The organism is Schaalia sp. 19OD2882, from assembly GCF_018986735.1.
Lineage (GTDB): Bacteria > Actinomycetota > Actinomycetes > Actinomycetales > Actinomycetaceae > Pauljensenia.
In genome coordinates this window covers 622,023-640,493 of sequence record NZ_CP065521.1, presented here as the reverse complement: position 1 = coordinate 640,493, position 18,471 = coordinate 622,023, and the positions used below count along the sequence as shown (strand labels likewise).

General features: G+C 67.0%; 13 protein-coding genes. 6 read left to right on the top strand and 7 right to left on the bottom strand.

The window, feature by feature from the left end; translation table 11 throughout:
- Positions 1 to 221: 221 nt before the first annotated feature.
- Positions 222 to 905: an NYN domain-containing protein gene (locus tag I6B53_RS02720; RefSeq protein WP_216764735.1), complete on the top strand. Its 684-nt coding sequence runs from the start codon at positions 222 to 224 to the stop codon at positions 903 to 905.
- A gap of 484 nt (positions 906 to 1,389) precedes the next feature.
- On the opposite strand, the gene I6B53_RS02715 is transcribed toward I6B53_RS02720, so the two are convergent.
- Entirely contained in the window at positions 1,390 to 1,716 is a 327-nt protein-coding gene (locus I6B53_RS02715; protein WP_216764734.1) for a hypothetical protein, read from the bottom strand.
- A gap of 443 nt (positions 1,717 to 2,159) precedes the next feature.
- Here I6B53_RS02715 and I6B53_RS02710 point away from each other — a divergent pair, with 443 nt between their 5' ends.
- Both I6B53_RS02710 and I6B53_RS02705 read left to right on the top strand, forming a co-directional pair.
- Positions 2,160 to 3,038, top strand: coding sequence for an aldo/keto reductase (locus tag I6B53_RS02710; RefSeq protein ID WP_216764733.1), 879 nt, complete (start codon positions 2,160 to 2,162; stop codon positions 3,036 to 3,038).
- A gap of 234 nt (positions 3,039 to 3,272) precedes the next feature.
- Positions 3,273 to 3,974 (top strand): HAD family phosphatase, encoded by a 702-nt coding sequence (locus I6B53_RS02705; RefSeq protein ID WP_216764732.1) that lies wholly within the window; start codon positions 3,273 to 3,275, stop codon positions 3,972 to 3,974.
- A gap of 200 nt (positions 3,975 to 4,174) precedes the next feature.
- On the opposite strand, the gene I6B53_RS02700 is transcribed toward I6B53_RS02705, so the two are convergent.
- Entirely contained in the window at positions 4,175 to 5,587 is a 1,413-nt protein-coding gene (locus tag I6B53_RS02700) for a hypothetical protein (RefSeq protein ID WP_216764731.1), read from the bottom strand.
- Positions 5,588 to 5,651: 64 nt separating this feature from the next.
- On the opposite strand from I6B53_RS02700, the gene guaA reads away from it, so the two are divergent.
- Entirely contained in the window at positions 5,652 to 7,223 is a 1,572-nt protein-coding gene (gene guaA, locus I6B53_RS02695) for a glutamine-hydrolyzing GMP synthase (protein WP_216764730.1), read from the top strand.
- A gap of 306 nt (positions 7,224 to 7,529) precedes the next feature.
- A complete protein-coding gene (locus tag I6B53_RS02690) occupies positions 7,530 to 8,207 on the top strand; it encodes a hypothetical protein (RefSeq protein WP_216764729.1) in 678 nt (225 codons plus the stop codon).
- Positions 8,208 to 8,402: 195 nt separating this feature from the next.
- Here the strand turns inward: I6B53_RS02690 and I6B53_RS02685 are convergent, their stop codons facing one another.
- From I6B53_RS02685 to I6B53_RS02665, 5 genes are all read right to left on the bottom strand, one after another.
- A complete protein-coding gene (locus I6B53_RS02685; protein ID WP_216764728.1) occupies positions 8,403 to 10,142 on the bottom strand; it encodes an ABC transporter ATP-binding protein in 1,740 nt (579 codons plus the stop codon).
- On the bottom strand, positions 10,139 to 11,986 hold the full coding sequence (locus tag I6B53_RS02680) for an ABC transporter ATP-binding protein (protein WP_216764727.1): 1,848 nt from the start codon (positions 11,984 to 11,986) through the stop codon (positions 10,139 to 10,141). The genes I6B53_RS02685 and I6B53_RS02680 overlap by 4 nt, the downstream gene beginning before the upstream one ends.
- A 103-nt stretch (positions 11,987 to 12,089) precedes the next feature.
- The gene (locus I6B53_RS02675; RefSeq protein ID WP_216764726.1) at positions 12,090 to 14,042 is read right to left on the bottom strand and encodes a bifunctional phosphoribosylaminoimidazolecarboxamide formyltransferase/inosine monophosphate cyclohydrolase; all 1,953 of its coding nucleotides are present in this window, start codon (positions 14,040 to 14,042) and stop codon (positions 12,090 to 12,092) included.
- A gap of 215 nt (positions 14,043 to 14,257) precedes the next feature.
- On the bottom strand, positions 14,258 to 14,950 hold the full coding sequence (gene purN, locus I6B53_RS02670) for a phosphoribosylglycinamide formyltransferase (protein ID WP_253953946.1): 693 nt from the start codon (positions 14,948 to 14,950) through the stop codon (positions 14,258 to 14,260).
- Positions 14,947 to 16,527 (bottom strand): DUF6350 family protein, encoded by a 1,581-nt coding sequence (locus I6B53_RS02665; RefSeq protein WP_216764725.1) that lies wholly within the window; start codon positions 16,525 to 16,527, stop codon positions 14,947 to 14,949. The genes purN and I6B53_RS02665 overlap by 4 nt, the downstream gene beginning before the upstream one ends.
- Before the next feature lie 344 nt (positions 16,528 to 16,871).
- On the opposite strand from I6B53_RS02665, the gene putP reads away from it, so the two are divergent.
- Positions 16,872 to 18,377, top strand: a complete 1,506-nt coding sequence (putP, locus tag I6B53_RS02660) for a sodium/proline symporter PutP (RefSeq protein ID WP_216764724.1) — start codon at positions 16,872 to 16,874, stop codon at positions 18,375 to 18,377.
- Positions 18,378 to 18,471: the final 94 nt, after the last annotated feature.

Sequence of the window (18,471 nt, the reverse complement as noted above, 5' to 3'; positions counted from 1 at the left end):
TCGACCTCCAGCGGCCGCCCTGAGCTCCGAACCACGAACCACCACTCGCCGCCAAGTGTGCATCGTCGCCACACACAAAGACGCCCGCCAGTGCTGGCGGGCGTCGGGCACTGGCTGGCGGGAGACAACCAGGCGGGGTGATACCCATGATAGCCGATTCTGCCGCATGTTCAGCTCAAATGAGACAATGATCGCAGCGATGGCACCTAGGAGGAGTAGGCATGTGCGATGTGTCGCGAGGCGAGAGGTTGATTGCCTACATCGATGGGTTCAACTTGTACCACGGTCTTCATGATCAAGCGCACTGCAAGTACCTGTGGCTCGACGTCGTGGAGCTGGTACGACGCATGCGGCCGGCGGCAGACCTGACCAAGGTCTACTACTTCACCTCCAGCGTTCTGGACGATCCCCCGGCAGCAAGTCGACAGGCGCACCACATCGACGCGATGAAACGCAAGCATCCCGATGTTCTCCAGGTCGTCCAAGGGCGATACCAGAGAAAGACTCGCAAATGCCACAATTGTGAGTTGGAGTATGTGACCTACGAGGAGAAGGAGACGGATGTGAACATTGCCGTTCAGCTGGTTTCCGACGCACTTCAGGGCAACATGGACATGGCACTGATCATCTCCGCAGACAGTGACATGGCACCGGCGATCAGAACTGTACGGCGCCTGAACAGCACTGTCACTCTGGTGGCTGCCTTCCCGCCGAACCGTCATTCCAATGAACTCAAATCCTTGCTCCCGAGCTCGTTCTCGATTGGCGAGAACAAGATCCGGCAGAGTCAACTGCCGGACCAGTTCACGGTTGACGGCATCCAGTTCAGGCGGCCTGCGGAGTGGGTACACGACCCAACTTGGACCTCACCAAGAAAACGGCGAGCGCGACAGCATGGGCAGTGATCGCTTGGAAGCGCTGAAACCTTCGGCCATCACTCGGCACGACCTGCAAACCTGCCATTTGAGATCCAGAGATTATTGGCGGCGGCGCTCCTACCGACGTTGCGGTATTCGTACCGACGTTGCGACGTCGGTAGCAGGACAGCAATGTCGGCACCAGGACAGTGTTCTGGGTTCCAAGGCTCGACAGTCCACCCGTCAGTCCAAGAGTTTCGCCTAGGCGGCCCCGACCTCGCCCTCCGGGCCGGCGCGATCCCGATCCAGCAGGCACGGGACCGTCCCCATGAAGCCAGTGGACGGACGTGAAGCGAACCCGGACCGGTGGGAGTCGGTGGTGGACCGGCAGGGTTGCCACCTCGGACTCGATCCTCTCGACCGGTCGATTCATGAAGGGGTCGAGCAGTTGGTTGGCAAGAGGCTCCCCGGCCCGCCGGCACCCGTGCGGGTCGTCCAGACACGCGATGAATCCGCGGATGAAACCCTCGGGTCACTGAAGATACGGAGCCGGCGGGCCGCGCGCGTCGACCTCGTCGACCAGTTCATCTGCCACCTGGGCGGCGCAGGCCTGCGCGAGGCTGCGCACATCCGGGTGATGCAGGTCGAAGGTCGACTTGTCCATGTCGACTTCCTTGACCAGTGCGGTCACCGTGAACTTCATGGCGGGCCCCTGGGCCGGCAGCAAGGCGAATGCGCTCATGAGGTTGCGTTCACTGCGTTGCCAGCGAAGGTCACCGTCGCGTCTGGTCGAGCGCACGGCCCTCAAGACTTCCTCACGCGCGTGCATCGCCGCATCGCAGACCTCAATGCGGCACATGGCACCGACATCGGCTTGGTCACGAACTCTGCCAGCCCCTACAGGTTGTCCTGGCGGGCCCTTCGGGCGCGCGCCGCATGTCCAGCCGACCGCGCCACCGTCCGCAGCAGCCTCCATTCATGGCGACCATTGCACGGCTTCGTGCTGGCGGGCGATCCGGACCATGCCCAGTCCAGGCTGCGAAGCGTCGTCGACGAGGTCACCAGCGCTCTTCAGGTCAGGTCCCGACCTGTCATGCCTTCACCTCGACACTCCTGCACGACGATTCGCATGAGCCGACCTGCACAGACATCCACCTGGAAGACACAAGGCGTGACACTTTGCGCGCGCAAGCCCTGGAGGATCGAGGCCTGGGTGAGAAAATGGTCGGCACAGGACCCGCGCGCCACGAAGACGCCGCACCCGGACGCAATGTGTGCCCATCATTCTCAGGAGGACAAGTCATGCTCACCGTCACCTTGAACACGGGCGCCGTGATGCCGATGCTCGGATACGGTGTGTTCCAGACCCCGCCAGACGAGACCGCTCGGTGTGTGCGAGATGCCCTGGAAGTGGGGTACCGCCTGATCGACACGGCACAGTCCTACGGCAACGAGGCCGGCGTCGGCCAAGGTGTCTCCGACAGCGGAATCGCACGTGAGGACGTTTTCCTCACGACGAAGATCTCGCCGTCGAACATGAATCACGATCGCGCGGCCGCCTCGCTCGAGCAGAGCTTCAAGGACCTTCGAACCGACTACATCGACCTGGTTCTGCTGCACCAGCCCATCGGCGACTACCCCGGGGCGTACAGGGCTCTGGAAGAAGCCGTCGATGCCGGACAGGTACGTGCGATCGGAGTCTCGAACTTCTACCCCGAGCGCCTGATCGACATCGCCCTGCTCACACGGATTCCGCCGGCCGTCAACCAAGTCGAGACGCATCCTTTCCGCCAGGAATCCGCGGCACACGAGCAGATGACATCCTTGAAGATCATCCACGAGGCGTGGGCCCCCTTCGCCGAGGGACGGGGAGGAATCTTCACGCATCCGACACTCACCCGGATCGGAGCGGCTCACGGGAAGACCGCCGGTCAGGTCGCCCTGCGCGCCCTCATGCAGCAGGGCGTCGTCGTCATCCCGAAGTCCGTTCGTCGAGAACGCATGGTGGAAAACTTCGACGTCTTCGACTTCGTCTTGGACGAGGCCGAGATGCAGGCCTTCGCATCGATCGATGACGGGGCGTTCCCACGCATCTTCGACCACCACGACCCCGGGATGATCCAGTGGCTGGTGGAGGAACGCGTGAAGAACTCGGCGCTGGGAGGCGGCCACCTGTTCTGAGGTGGGCACGAGGTCCGCCTCTGTGGCACGGCGAATGTGCCTCCTCCGATTCCGGCACATGGCCTCCAGGACACCTCCGGCCCTTCCACGCCCCGAAGGCGCCACCACACGCGAAGCCACGTGTGGCCTTTGAAGCGAAAACGACGGAGCCGCACCGGTTTTCGCCGCCTGCCGGTTGGGCCGGTCGGTGCGGTTGATAGGGTCGCTTCGACGCGACACCTTCAGGAGGCTCCTTTGATCACCGCAGTCCTGTTCGACTTCGACGGCCTGTTGGTCGACTCGGAGTCCGTGTTCTTCACCATCTACCGGAACCTTCTGGCCGACCACGGGCACGACTTCACGACGGCCGACTACCTGTCAGCCCACGCGGGAACCCCGATTCCGGAGATCGTCAGCGCATTCCAAAGGATCTACCACCTGCCGCTTTCACATGAGGAGGCGTGCAAGAGGATCGAGGCCGAGGAATTGCGTGTGCGCACCCAGGGGATTGCCCTGAAGCCGGGCGCCGTCGAACTGCTCGACCACCTGCGACTCAAGGGCCTCGCGGTGGCGGTGGCCTCTTCCTCGCCGCGCACGCGCGTGTGGTCGATGCTTGAAGCGCATGGGATTGCGGAGCATTTCCGTACCAGCGCGCATGGCGAGGAAGTCACCCGCAGCAAACCCGACCCGGAGATCTTCCTGCTTGCCGCAAGTCGGCTGGGCGTCCCGCCGGAGAACTGTCTGGTCCTGGAGGATTCAGAGATGGGCATCGAGGCCGGCCACGCCGCCGGCATGACCGTCGTGTGCGTGCCCGACATGAAGACCCCAGACCGGGCCCACCGGGCCTTGACCGCGGCGGTCCTGCCCAGCCTGCGCGACGTCATTTCCTTCCTTGACGAGGGCGGGGCTGGAAGTTCTCCCTCACCCGATCCGGGAAGGTCTGCTGCGCGCGGGTGAGTTCGCGGCGCGCGCCACGCCATGGCCGGTCCGACCTCCACGGGAGGATCTGGGGGGTGGAACACCAGTCCCATGTCGAGACCGAGGATGACCGGGCGGTGACGGTGGTCTTGGTGACGGCTCGGAGGCCGAGGGCGACTTGGATTGCCTGGAGCGCCGACGGCTGCAGCCTGCTGGGCGCGACCGCGGCCCGGAAACCCTCAGGACCTGGCGCTGGCAGACTCCTCGGCGGCCCGACCCGGGACTCCGTAGGGGAACCACTCGGGCATGGGCAAGACCCCCGGGGTGTGGGAGTGAGCAGTCAAAGCATGGGTCGGGATCTGGAAAGCCCTGTCCAAGAAGGGACCGACCACTTCGGCCAAGTCACTGGGCCGCTCGTCCGAAACGAAAAGGACCTCCGGATGCAACTTCTCCGACTCCACCAGGTCCAGGATCGGGCGCGAATCCTCCCACTCGGACTCCACCCAGTACACCGTCCAGTCCGGCCCCAAAGGACCGCGTGCCGACAGGACCAGACGCAGTACCTTGCACCCGGGCGGCAGGGCAGTGACCACGTCCTCGTCAAGATCGATCATGATGCGCGGCCCCGACACGGCGGTCAGTAGTTCCGCAGGGATGTCGCGAGGATCCAAGGCACGACCCACCCACGCGGGCACGTCTTCGTGGACGCGGGCAGGACTCGGGCGTCCCCACCGCGCAAGCCACTCGACGAAACGCCACGTGCTGATCTGCGCACGCACGTCCAGGGCCTCGGGCACCGCCCAACGGAAACGGCACACGGCAAGGAACCAGTCGACCGGCTCGACCTCGCCCAGCAGCAGTCCCTCACGCAGGTACAAGGCGCGCTCCATCACCCGGTCACGCACGGGGTCGGCAGCCAACTTACGGGCCTTGCGAAGCCGCCGGTGGAAGCGGTTCTGGGCGGCCGCGAAATCATCCCCGTCGCGCCACTGGTCACCCGGCCAGTTGTGCAGGCGAACGACCTCGCGACGCAGGGAGAATCGTTCGCCCTGGAGCCCACGCCGCTCCAGCACTGCGTCCCAGGCCACCACCATCGACAGGGCCCGCTCGAATGCGGCAATGACCGGCAAATGAGGAATCACCTGCAAGGACTCTGCCGCCTCGGCGGTGGCTTCCCGCCAGGCGCGGAACTGGGCCAATGTCACCGGAGTTCCCTGGACCTGCTTCCACCGGGCATCCTTGCGGCGCTCCAGAGCCGCCTCGATCCATCCGTCCAGCGCCTCACGGAGTTTTCGACGTGGCACCGTGCGGGCATGAGGAGCCTCCGCGTCGACCCCAGCGGCCAAGTCTTCGATCCGGGCGATTGCGCGCATGAGGATGTCGACGTCTGGAATCTTCACGCCCTTACGGCTGGCAGCCGAGACCGGGTCCAGGAACTGGCCCAGCACCCACCCGACGTCCGGGGACTTTGCGGCGTCGGCGGCGGCCCGGGTGGCGGCAAGCAGCGGGGCGTTGATCCGCGCGACCACGTCCAGGGCCCGCAGTTCCTCGCCGGTGAGTTTGCGCCCATCGGGGGCGCGTTTGCCCGCACCGTGCATGGCGAACTTCGTCCACTGGGACCGCAAGGAATCCGAGGGACGCGCAGAACTCATGGACGCATTGTCCCCCACCCGCGCCAACGTCGGGGCCGAGTTCCGGCGCAGGTACGATTGGCACGTGACCCAGATTGCGCCCCGTCCCGTCCTCGTCGTCGACTTCGGAGCCCAGTACGCCCAGCTGATCGCCCGGCGCGTACGCGAAGCCTCCGTCTACTCCGAGATCGTCCCGCACACCATGCCCGTCGCCGACGTGCTGGCGAAGGATCCGGCGGCGATCATCCTTTCCGGCGGCCCTTCCTCCGTCTACGAGGACGGCGCCCCCTCCATCGACCCGTCGATCTTCGAGGCGGGCGTGCCGGTTCTGGGAATCTGCTACGGCTTCCAGACCATGGCCCAGGCCCTTGGCGGGGCTGTCGGGCGCACGGGCACCCGCGAGTACGGGCACACCGACGCCACGGTTGCCGCGGACTCGTGCCTCTTCGGTGGGACCCCCGCCAACCAGGTCGTGTGGATGAGCCATGGCGACGCCGTCCAAGCCGCCCCCGCCGGATTCGCTGTGACCGCATCGACCGCGCAAACGCCAGTGGCCGCCTTCGAGGACCGCTCACGGCGTCTCTTCGGCCTGCAATGGCACCCCGAGGTCCTGCACTCGGCGCACGGCCAGGCGGCGCTGAAGAACTTCCTGTACGAGGGCGCCGGCCTTGAACCCACGTGGACCGCCAGCTCCATCGTCGACGAGCAGGTCGCAGCCATCCGCGCCCAGGTCGGCGACGCGCAAGTCATCTGCGCACTGTCGGGCGGAGTGGACTCCTCTGTGGCGGCCGCACTGGTGCACAAGGCCGTCGGCGACCAACTGACCTGCTTCTTCATCGACCACGGCCTGTTGCGCGCCGGAGAGCGCGAACAGGTCGAGGGCGACTACGCGCGCGGGATGGGCATCCGCGTCATCACCTGCGACGAGTCGCAGCGTTTCCTCTCCGCCTTGGCGGGCGTCACCGAACCCGAGGCCAAGCGCAAGATCATCGGCCGCGAATTCATCCGTTCCTTCGAGTCCGCACAGAAGCAGGTCATCGAGCAGGTGGGCGCCGAAGGCGGGGAGGTGAAGTTCCTGGTCCAGGGGACCCTGTACCCGGATGTTGTCGAATCTGGCGGCGGCGAGGGTGCGGCCAACATCAAGAGCCACCACAATGTCGGTGGCCTGCCCGAGGACATGACCTTCGAATTGGTTGAGCCGCTGCGCACCCTGTTCAAGGACGAGGTCCGTGCAGTTGGACGCGAACTGGGATTGCCCGAATACTTGGTCAATCGCCAGCCCTTCCCCGGACCGGGCCTGGGCATCCGCATCATCGGCGAGGTCACCGAGGAACGTCTGGACGTGCTGCGGGCGGCAGACCTGATTGCCCGCGAGGAACTCACTGCGGCCGGCCTGGACTCCGAGATCTGGCAGTGCCCGGTGGTGCTGCTGGCCGACGTGCGTTCGGTCGGCGTCCAAGGCGACGGGCGCACGTACGGGCACCCGATCGTCCTGCGGCCCGTGTCATCCGAGGACGCGATGACAGCCGACTGGACGCGCCTGCCCTACGACGTACTGGCCCGGATCTCGACACGGATCACCAACACCGTGCCGGAAGTCAACCGCGTGGTCCTGGACGTCACGTCGAAGCCGCCGGCAACGATCGAGTGGGAGTGAAACTGCGGCCCTGTCACGGGGGCGAGAGCGGCGCAGGCCGTGGAGTCGGGTCCCGGTAAGGGCTCGCGTTGTGCCACCAGGGGTCACCGCCGGCGGGGAAAGCGTGGCGTGGGACTGCCTGGAGCGTCCGGATTGAAGGTTCCTGCGGTTCAGGCGATTGGGATTCCTCCCGCACAGGGGTCGTGCAATGATCCGGTTAACACTGCGACCACGGCAACATGACCACCCGGACACGATCGTGCATTCGTGGATCGTCGACCAGGAAGGGAGAACAGTATGGTGCTCTTCGGGGGTAGGTTGGAGCCGTTGACGTGTGCGATTGGGTTCCTCAATGCGCCTGCTGGTGAGGTTGCGTTGGCGTTGCAGGGGTTCATTGATCGTCTGCCCACGTTGGCAAAGGGCAGGGTTGCTCCGGTGTCGGGCAGCCTGGAGCAGTGTCTTCTCCAGTTGCAGCCGTTGACCATTGGCTATCGTCCTCGGATCTTGTTGGCCCCGACCCGGGCGCCGGGGTGGACGGCCATCTTCGACGCCCATGCTCTCGGGCAGGGCGTGGGCGATAGGACTGCGATGCTTGCCGGCACGATCATGAAGACTCGGGGCTATTTCTTCTGCTCGATTCGTCCGAAGAAGGAGGCGCCGGGTCAGCTCGGAGGGTGCCAGTTCCGTGTGCTGGGGCCTGAGGAGTTTTTGGGGTTCGTGCGGTCGGTGGATCTGATCGAGAACACTCCCGGTCATTGGTATTTCGAGGCCGGTGGGCCTGTGCAGTCTTTCGAGGACGAGGCCGCTTACCGGCGTCGGCGCAAGAGCGAGCGTTTGACCCAGCAGATGTTGGTCGACTACGCGGCTGCGGTGGGGCTTCGCCCGTGGGAGGAGGACTTCTACACCGGGCCCTACTGGATTGCCAGCAATGATCTCACGGCCACGGCGAAGTGCTCCTACACACTGGAACAAGCCCGCCAAAGACTCGGACTGCCCACCGAGTGAGTGGGGAAGGTCGAGCGAAGGGGTCGAGGTACCAAGCCTCTGGAAGTTGTGCATTGGTGGCTTGAGACCACCGATCTCTGACGAGGGGGGCGGACTGCAGCCCACCAATGAAGTGATGGCGATCATGTCTCGGTGACGCTCGGCCCGCCGGTGTCCCAAGGCACCGCACTTCCCCAAGGCATCCGAATCGCAATGTCAGCGCCGATTCCACGTGTTCCACAGGGACGCGTACTCGCCGCCCAGGGCCACCAGTTCATCGTGTGTGCCCAGCTCCACGATCCGCCCCTCCAACATGACGGCGATCCGGTCCGCATCATGCGCCGTGTGCAGCCGGTGCGCGATTGCCACGACCGTCCGCCCTTCCAACGCCCGGCCCAGCGAGGCCTCCACCGTTCGCGCCGCCGTCGGATCCATCAACGAGGTCGCCTCGTCCAACACCACCGTGTGCGGGTCCAAGAGCAGCAGTCGCGCCAGCGCCAGTTGTTGCGCCTGCGACGGGCTGAGCTCCAGGCCGTCGGAGCCGACCTTCGTGGTCGCGCCCTCGTCAAGGGCGGCGACCCACTCCCCGGCTCCCACCGACTCCAGAGCCGCGAGCACTTCCTGGTCAGAGGCATCCGCGCGGGCGATCCGCAGGTTGTCGGCGATCGACCCGACGAACACGTGATGTTCCTGGGTGACCAGGGCGACCTCGCTACGCAGGGCGGTCTCGTCCAAGTCGACCAGCGGCACACCCCCGACCTCGACCGAGCCCGACGAGGGCGGGTGAATCCCCGCAATCAGACGCCCCAGCGTGGACTTTCCCGCACCCGAAGGGCCGACGATCGCCAAGGTCTCCCCCGCCACCAGGTCCAGGTCGACCTCGTGGAGCACCGGGTGTCCGTCCCGGTAGGCGTATCCGACGCTGCGTGCCCGCATGTGGGAGTCAGCCGGCGTCCGGCCCGAGGCCGAACGGTCGCGCTCGACCAGTTCCACGCCGGCAATGCGCCCCAGCGACACCCAGCCCGTCTGGAACTCGCTGGTCCAGTACGTGGCCTCGGACACGGCGTCGACCAGGCCTGCGGACAGCAGAACCACCGTCGAGACGGCACCCACACTGGTCCACCCGGCGCCCACCTGCAAAGCGCCCAGGGCGATCGCCGCGACTGTCGCCCCGTGCAGGGCGGTCATGAGCATGCCGGCCATGAACATTCGTGCCCACGCCCCGTATGACTCCATGCGCCAGATCTCGTCCACCAGGGACAACAGGTGCCCCATCCGCACGCGCCCCATCCCCAGGGCTCGCACCGACTCGGCACCGTCGATCGACTCCGCGACAATGCCCGACAGGCGGGCAAAACGCGCAGAACTCGACCGGTAGACGGGCACCGTGCGACGCAGGTACCAGACGATGATCGGCCAGGCCAGCAGCACTTGGGCCACGAGCATCCACCCCAGTTCGGGTGCCACCACCAGCGAGGTGATGATGCTGGTGGCCCCCGTCACCACCAAGTACAGGATCCGGTATGTGCCACGTTTGACCAGGAAGTCCAACGCCGGCACGTCATGAGTGGTGCGCCCCAGCAGGTCGCCGGTTCCCGCCTCCTCGACCACGGACAGGGGCAGCGCCATCGCCGAAGCCACCAGACGCTCCCTCATCTGGGCGAACACGTGCTCACCCAACGCCATGGCCTTGTACTCCGACAACCAGCCCGCCACCACCGAGACCGCCACCAGCGTCAGAACCAACGCAATGATCCGCGCGGCATCGGAGGAGGCGGACAGGGTCCCGGCCAGTGCCCCGTCGACCACTTGGCCGATGATGACGGGCAGCAAGGCCAGCGCCCCGGAGGCCAACAATTGCAGGACGACCACCAGGGCCACACTGCCCCTGTTGGCACTGAACAGGCCGACCAGGTAGGCGCGAACCGTCCGGTCGTCGGCGATGGGCAGCCTCATCCGCGACCTCCTTCGGTCACGGCGACCACTGTGCCGTCGGCCCCAAGAGCGACCACACGGTCACAGTGCTCCAGGATCAGCGGCGAGGAGGTCACCACCACCGTCGTACGTCCACGGCGGGCCTTCGGCAGGCGGGAGCCGATGCGAGCCTCTGTGTGGGCATCCAGGGCGGATGTGGGGTCGACCAGCAACAGCACATCCGGGTCGGCTGCAAGCGCCCGGGCCAGGGCCACCCGCTGACGCTGACCTCCGGACAGGTTGCGTCCCTTCTCGGTGAGCATCCCGGAAAGTCCCCCCAACGAGTCGAGGGCGTCGCCCGCGTCAGCCGCCCTCAGGGCGTCAAGCAGCACGTGGGTGTCGCCGACCTCGGGCGTGGGGGCGGGGGCTCCGACCTTCGAAGGGTCGCGGACTTCGATGGGCACCACGTCGTGGACGCGGCGCGGCGGGGGGACGGGGGCCGCAGCGCCCAGCAGGTTGTCGCGCAGAGTCCCTTCGAACAGGTGTCCGGCCGAGGCCAGCAAGTGGATGTGCCGACGCACTTCGCCCTCGTCAATGTCCTGCACGGGGATGCCGTTGGCGGCGGCCCCTGCTTGGTCCCCCACGAAGCGGGACAGGACTTGCGCGCCTGCCTCCGGTGTGGGGGCGACCAGTCCGGTGAGCAGCCCGGGCGTGGGGGCGAAGGAGCTGATCCCGTCGACGAGGGTGACGTCCTTCCAGTCGCGCACGGTTTCGTTGGCGGTGTCCGACTCGACAAGGGCGGGGTCCCGCTCGTCGAGGGCGAGGGCGGCAACCGGGCCGCCCGCTTCGACGATCGCGCTGATCTTGCGCATCGACACCCGCGCCTTCACGTAGGTCTTGACCGTCTGGGTCACGGTGCGCATGGGGGAGACGAGGGCGTTCATCCAGGCGACGAAGGCGACCAGGTCGCCGCCGGTGATGGCGCCTGCGGCCACAAGTTGGGCGCCGTGCAGGATCACTGCCCCGTTGATGAGCAGCGGTCCGCTCTGGCTGATGGCGCTGATCAGGGCACTGATGCGGGCGGCCCTGATCGACTGGTCGCGCACCGCGTGTGAGCGGCTGCGGTAGGCGTCGACGAATGCGCCCTCGCCGCCCACGCCCCGCAGGACGCGAAGGCCGGCGACGGCGTCCGTGGTGATGGTGCTCAATTCGCCGTCCGCGTCGCGCGCACGGCTCTGACGTCCTTCGAGGGCAGGAGCCAGCACCGTCGTGATGACCAGCAGCAGTGGTAGTCCGACAAGGACCATCAGACCCAAGGACCAGCTGCGCACCACCATCAGCGCGCCCACGACCAGCACGGTCACCATGGCGCCCAGGGCATTCGGGATCCAGGCGGCCAGCGTTCCGACGACCGTGGTGTCGTGGTCGACGGCGGTGACGACGTCTCCGGGTGAGATGCGTCGGCGGATCTCGCGGCCGCGTAGGGACAGGCTGCGGCCAAGAGAACGGGCCAGTGACATCATGGAGCGGTCCCATGAGTTCGATTCGAAGACCTCGAACAGAGCCCATCCGATGACCAGCATGACCACGGAGGCGGTGAGCCACAGCAGGTCGGGCACGGCTGCTTCGGGTCCGCCCGTGCCGAGTGCGTCCAGGGCGCGTCCGGTGAACAGGGGGACCAGGGTCGAACCTGCGGTCAACGGGATCTGGAGGAGGCAGGCCAGCGCGAGCACCGGTCCGACCGGCCACGCCAAGGCGCGAACAGCAGCCTTCGGGCCTCCGTGGATGTCGGGGATCGAGCGCGGAAGGTCAGCGAAGGGCCATGGGACCGGCTGCGGCATGGGGACCAACACGACCTGCTGATCGGTCGGTTCATGGGCGCTCATTCGCCTCATTCAAACACAGCCCCTCCCTCCCCGCGAGATTCGTCCGTCCATCCGCGAGATTCGTCCGCCGACTCGACAACCTCGACGAGGCCGAGTCTTGGCGTCAGTGGGCGAAGTGACGCACCCCTGTGAAGTACATGGTGATTCCCGCGGCATTGGCGGCGTCGATCGACTCCTGGTCGCGCACCGAACCTCCGGGTTGGACCACCGCCTTCACACCCGCGTCGATGAGCACCTGCAGCCCATCGGCAAAGGGGAAGAATGCATCCGAGGCTGCCACCGCCCCCTCGGTACGACGCTCCGGCGCAGCCGCCAGGACGTCCTCGGCACGCGCACCGCCCGCAGAATCGATCGCCGACGCACCCGCGTCCCCCGTGGAGCGCCCGCCCAAGGTGTTGGCCCGCTCCACCGCCAACTTGCAGGAGTCCACACGATTGACCTGTCCCATGCCGACTCCCACCGAGGCGCCGTCACGTGCCACCAGGATCGCGTTGGAGCGCACCGCGCGCACCGAACGCCACGCGAACTCCAAGTCAGCCAAAGTGGCAGCGTCGGCCGGCGAGCCCGCCGCCAGCGTCCAGGTCTCCGCAGAGTCGCCCTCGGCGTCCACGCCATCACACTCCTGGACCAGGAAACCACCGCTGACCTGCTTGAACTCGTATCCGCTGCGCTCCGGCGGCGTCACCAGCAGCACCCGCAGGTTCTTCTTTGAGCGCAGGACCTCCAACGCCTCGGGCGCGTAGGCCGGCGCGATGACGACCTCGGTGAAGATCGGGACGATCTGTCGGGCAAGTTCCTCACTCACCTCGCGGTTGACCGCGATGACGCCGCCGAAGGCCGAAACCGGGTCACAGGCGTGCGCCTTTCGGTGGGCCTCGGCGATGTCATCAGCCACCGCGATGCCGCACGGGTTGGCGTGCTTGATGATCGCCACACACGGGCGCTCATGGTCGTAGGCGGCGCGCAGCGCCGCATCACCATCGGTGTAGTTGTTGAAGGACATGGGCTTGCCGTTGAGCAGCAGTGCATGTGCGACACCAGGGCCCATGGGCTTCTCAGGCTCCCCCTCGCGCCCCTCCCACGACTCCTCCTCGTCGATCTCCGCGAATTCGCCGTACACGGCCGCCCCCTGGTGCGGGTTCTCGCCGTAACGCAAAATCTCCAAGCGTTCGAAGACGTCACTGACCAGCTCGGGGAACGCTGCCCCACCCTCGTCCTCGTCGACGCCCTCGCCCTGGCCGGAACGTTCCCCCACGCGCAAGGGAAGATCCCCGAAGGTCGCGTCGATGACGACACCCTCGCCCCACCGGCCCTCGGGCTCCTGGTCGCCATCAGAAGCCCCGAAGACGCCCTGCAGCATCTGGGTGAACAGGTCATCCTCGACGCCCAGCTGCTCCGCGCAGGCGTCGTCGAACTCTTCGAGCAGGTCCTCGCGGCCCAGCTCCTTGGCAAACCATCCGGCGATCGCCATGTCGTACGTGGCCGTGTGCAAGAAGGCTTCCGCAGCCAAGTTCTGCCGGACGGCCAAGCACAGGCCCTCACCCTTGGCGGCCTCGGCGACCTCGTCATAACGGTCCGGCGAGGTCACCACAGCCACCGATGGATGGTTCTTCGCGGCAGCGCGCACCATTGAGGGGCCTCCGATGTCGATCTGCTCGACGCACTCGTCGAATTCGGCACCCGAGTCAACCGTGGCCTTGAAGGGGTACAGGTTGCACACGACCAGATCGAAGGCCTCGATGTCCAGGTCTGTCAGCTGCTGACGATGATCGGCTTTGCGTTGGTCAGCCAGGATTCCGGCGTGGACCTTCGGGTGCAGGGTCTTCACGCGTCCTTCGAGGACCTCCGGGAAACCGGTGAGGTCACCGACCGGGGTCACGGGAACTCCTGCGGCGGCAATGCGTTCGGCGGTGGAGCCCGTCGAGACGATCTGCACGCCGGCTTCGTGCAAGCCAGCGGCGAATTCCTCCAGTCCGGTCTTGTCGTGGACGGAGATGAGGGCTCGGCGGATCGGGCGGATGTCGACGGGTTCGAGGTTGTCCAGGCGGACGCTCATGGGGTTCTCCAGGTGGATGCGTTCCGTGCCCCGGCGCCCAGGCGGGCGACGCCACGGGGGCCTGATCCGGCCGCTCCCCGGTGGTGACCACCCTCGCCAGTTGCGACCGTCGCCCAGTCTAGTCGCCCGATTTCGGGAACGAGGGCGGGGCAGGCGCACGCAAACCCGACTTCTGCGGAGCACCCCCACGGCGAGCGGAACGCGAGTGCCCCGGGTCAGCGGGCACCCCGACCCTTTCCCACCCGCGAGCGCCTTCCCCGGATCGACCATCCGCCGCGCACCATCGCGCCGACCGTGTCGACCAACTGCGCGCGTTCAGCGACCTTGATGCGTTCCAGCAGTGTGGCCGCGTCGTCGTCGTACATGACCGGGACGACACACTGGGCCAGGATCACGCCGGTGTCGACGCCCTCGTCGACGACGAACAAGGTGGCACCGGCGACCTTCACCCCGGCGTCGACGGCCTCGGCAGGGGCGCGCACTCCGGGGAATGCGGGCAGCAGTGAATTGTGGGTGTTGAGGATGCGCCCCGGGAAGGCCCTGAGCATCGCCGGTCCCAGCAGCTTGAGGTAGCCGGCGCACACGACCAGGTCGGGGTTGTGCCGGGCGACAAGGTCTGCCAACTCGCGGTCCCACACGTGCCGGTCCGCGCCCCGCTCCAGCGGGTGGACGAAGGTGTCGATGCCGTGCTCCTGCGCCCAGTCGATGCCGGGACACGGCCTGTCGGCACCGACGGCGACCACGGCGGCTCCCCACGCCGGATCGCCGCTTGCCGCCACCAGGTCACGCATGTTCGAGCCCGCACCGGAGACCAGGACCACCAGGCGCGCTCCTGGCCCGAGGGGCGGCACGTGGGTCTCGGTGTTCACGCCGTCCTGGCCGCCCTGCCGGGTCGTCTGTGTGGTCACGGAACCTCCTTGGAGGCGGTCTCGGGCGGGGTGGCCGATGGTTCAGCGTCAAGAGCCATGGCACGTAGGCGTGGGAAGCGGCGTTTGGCGGTGGCGGCGCCGGTGTCCACTTCGGCGCCGCTTGTGGTGTCGCCACCCGTTCCTGGGCGAGGCGCCAGCGGAGTCGGGCGTCCTCCGTCGCTCATTGGTCGCGGTGTTCCTTCCTCGTCGATCCGGGCCGCATCGCCCTGACCACCCCAAGCCGTTTCACCTTGGTCGGCCCACACGGCCCCGCCCTCGTCATCCCAGTCGCCCTCGTCCAGGTGACGCAGGCCGGTACCCGAACGCCACCCTGCGATCCACTCGCCCACCGTCTCGACGGTCCACGGGTGCGAGGCAAGTGTGACCAGCGCGGCGGTCACTGCGACCTCGACGGTGACGGCCGTGGCGAAGTGGACCGGGTCCGGGCCCATCAGCGACAGGCGACCCCCACCCAGGGAGATGGTCGTGGTGGCTGCCCACACCCACATTGCCGGCCAGACCAGCACCACCGCCAACATCCAGGCGCGCACCTCGTCCAGGACGTCCTCGGCCAGCGTGCGCAGGCGGGCGAACACACCAATGAGGATGCCCAGCAGGAGCGGCACCAGGACGAGGGCCCATCCGGGCGCCACCGCCGGCACCGCTCCGAGCAGTGGGACGACGGGGATCGGCGCGACGGGCGCCGCGGTCAGGCCGTGCCACGCGTCCGTCCCGAGCAGGAAACCTGGCCCGGCCAGCCACGACAAGGCCCATGCAGCGGCGCTCGGCGCCAGGAAGACCTGGGCGATGATGCTCATGACGGTCTCCAACTGGGTGGAGGTGAGCAGCAGTTCGTGGATGTCGACGATGCGCTGCCACCCCGTCCACACGGCCACACCTGCTGTGGCGGCGCCCAGCGCCGCCGCAGAGAGGATGACGGCCAGTGCGCGCCGGCCTCCCGAGGCCAGCCATTCGGGCACACGCTCATGCAGGGGTGGGGAGGCCGTGTGGGAGCCGATGGCCCACACGACCGCCACCGCGGACATGACCAAGGCGCCCGGTGCGCCGGTCCACCAGGTGGCGTGTTCGGACAGGGCTGCCGCCAGGCCCAGCGCGGTGACGGTGAATCCGGGGATGGCGAACCAGTGGGATGCGGTCGAGAATCGTCGACCGGCGGCCAGCAGCGCCCGCAGGATCAACAGGACGACCACGCTGCCCAGGGTGGGGACCACCCGGTACGAGGCGCTGCCCACGTCGAATGAGCCGCCGAGCATGCTCACCCACACATCTGTTCCCGCCCGCAGCGCCTGGTCCCAGGTGGTCGAACTCAGCCACGGGTTCGACACCACCGACAGGTAGGCGAGCAATGTCGGCACGACCGCCAGGCCCCAGCCGATGAGAGCGGCCTCGACGCCGGAGAGGATGCCGCGCCCCCACCCGTCGGGCAGTCCCAGACGCACGGTCCGGCGTCGGGTGGGCCCTTCCTCCACGACTGTCGTGGAAGAGGGCGACGCCGCCCGGGTGGTGCCTGTGTCGGCGGGCGGGTCGGGTCTGGCGGTGGTGCGGGGCTCAGTCATCGTGCTCATCCTCCCTCACCCGGGCCGCTCTCGCCCGGAGCCATGCCGCGCCCCCGTCTCGTGGAAGTCGACGGGCCCGTGTCCGAACTCGACACATCCCGCCCCAGTGTGGACGGGCCGACGGACGAATCTGGCGGAACGACCGACGAATCTGGCGGGGAGAAGTTGGGACTTGTGAATGCATGTGTGACCATGGTCCTAGGTGATAGCGTCGCCACTGGATGGCGCTGCTGCCCTCCACACTTCCGAGCGTGGCCTTCACGAATGTGCGCGCCACCCTGACAGAGAACGTCCCTTCCCCCACCGACACTGCGCCCCCGTGGTGCCCCAGCCAAGGAACCCACATGTCAGACCTGACTTTCCAGGCCATCGCGATGATCATCTACCTCGTCGCCATGGTCATGATCGGCCTCTTCGCCTACAACCGCACGAAGAGCCTGGACGACTACATGCTCGGCGGGCGTGACCTTGGCCCCGGGGTCGCCGCGCTGTCCGCCGGAGCCGCCGACATGTCCGGATGGCTTCTCATGGGCCTTCCCGGCGCCCTGTACGCCACAGGACTCATCGAAGGATGGATCGCCGTCGGCCTGACGGTGGGCGCCTGGCTCAACTGGAAGTACACGGCCCCCCGCCTGCGCGCCTACTCGCAGATCGCCTCCAATGCGATCACCGTGCCCTCGTTCCTGGGCTCGCGCCTGCGCGACACCTCCAATGTCGTGCGCATCGTCGCCGGCCTGGTCATCACCGTCTTCTTCACCTTCTACGTCTCCTCCGGCATGGTGGCGGGCGGCTCCTTCTTCGAAGCCTCCTTCGGCATGGACTACCACGTCGGCATGGTCCTCATCGCCGGCACCACCGTCCTGTACACCCTGGTCGGAGGCTTCCTGGCCGTCTCATGGACCGACGTGGTCCAGGGGGTCATGATGCTGATGGCCCTGATCCTGGTGCCCATCGTCGGCATCATGCACGTCGGTGGATTCGGCAACCTCATCGAAGCGGTCAACACGGTCGACCCCGCGCTGCTCTCCCTCACCCACGGAGAAGCGGCCCTGTCCTGGGCGGCAGTCCTCGGCATCGTCTCCGCCGTGGCATGGGGGCTCGGCTACTTCGGACAACCCCACATCATCGTCCGCTTCATGGCCCTGCGCTCCACCGCAGAGGCCAAGCAGGGCCGGCGCATCGGAATCGGCTGGATGTTGCTGTCCGTCATCGGTGCCGGAATGACGGCCTTCGTCGGCGTGGCCGTCTACCAGCACGACAATGCCAAGCTGGCCAACCCCGAAGGCGTCTTCATCGCCCTGGGACAATTCCTCTTCCACCCCCTCATCGCGGGCTTCATGCTCGCCGCCATCCTGGCGGCCATCATGTCGACCATCTCCAGCCAGCTGCTGGTGGTCTCCTCCGCACTGGTCGAGGACATCTACCGCATCTTCTCCAAGCGCACGCTCTCCGGCGCTGACGGCGTCCTGGCAGGACGCATCGCCGTCGGTGTCATCTCGGTGATCGCCGCCGCACTGGCGTGGCCACGCTCGGATTCGATCCTGGGCCTGGTGGCCTTCGCATGGGCGGGCTTCGGCGCTTCCTTCGGCCCGATCGTCATCCTGGCCCTGTACTGGCGCAAACTCACCGCCCAAGGCGCCATCTGCGGCATGGTCGCCGGCGCCGTGGTGGTCGGCATCTGGGGCAACATTTCCGGCGGACCGGCAGGTATCTTCGACCTGTACGAAATCGTCCCCGGATTCCTCCTCAACCTCGCAGTTGCCTACGGGGTCTCCAAGGCAACCTACACTCCGAACCCGGACATCGACGCCGAGTTCGACCAGACAGTCGCCCAGACCAAGGGCATCTGACCCCCGCCCCCGGGCACCCGGTCCACCACCCATCGGGCCGGGTGCCCGACACGACCCATCGACAGGCCCACACACGCACGACCTGCCGCACCAC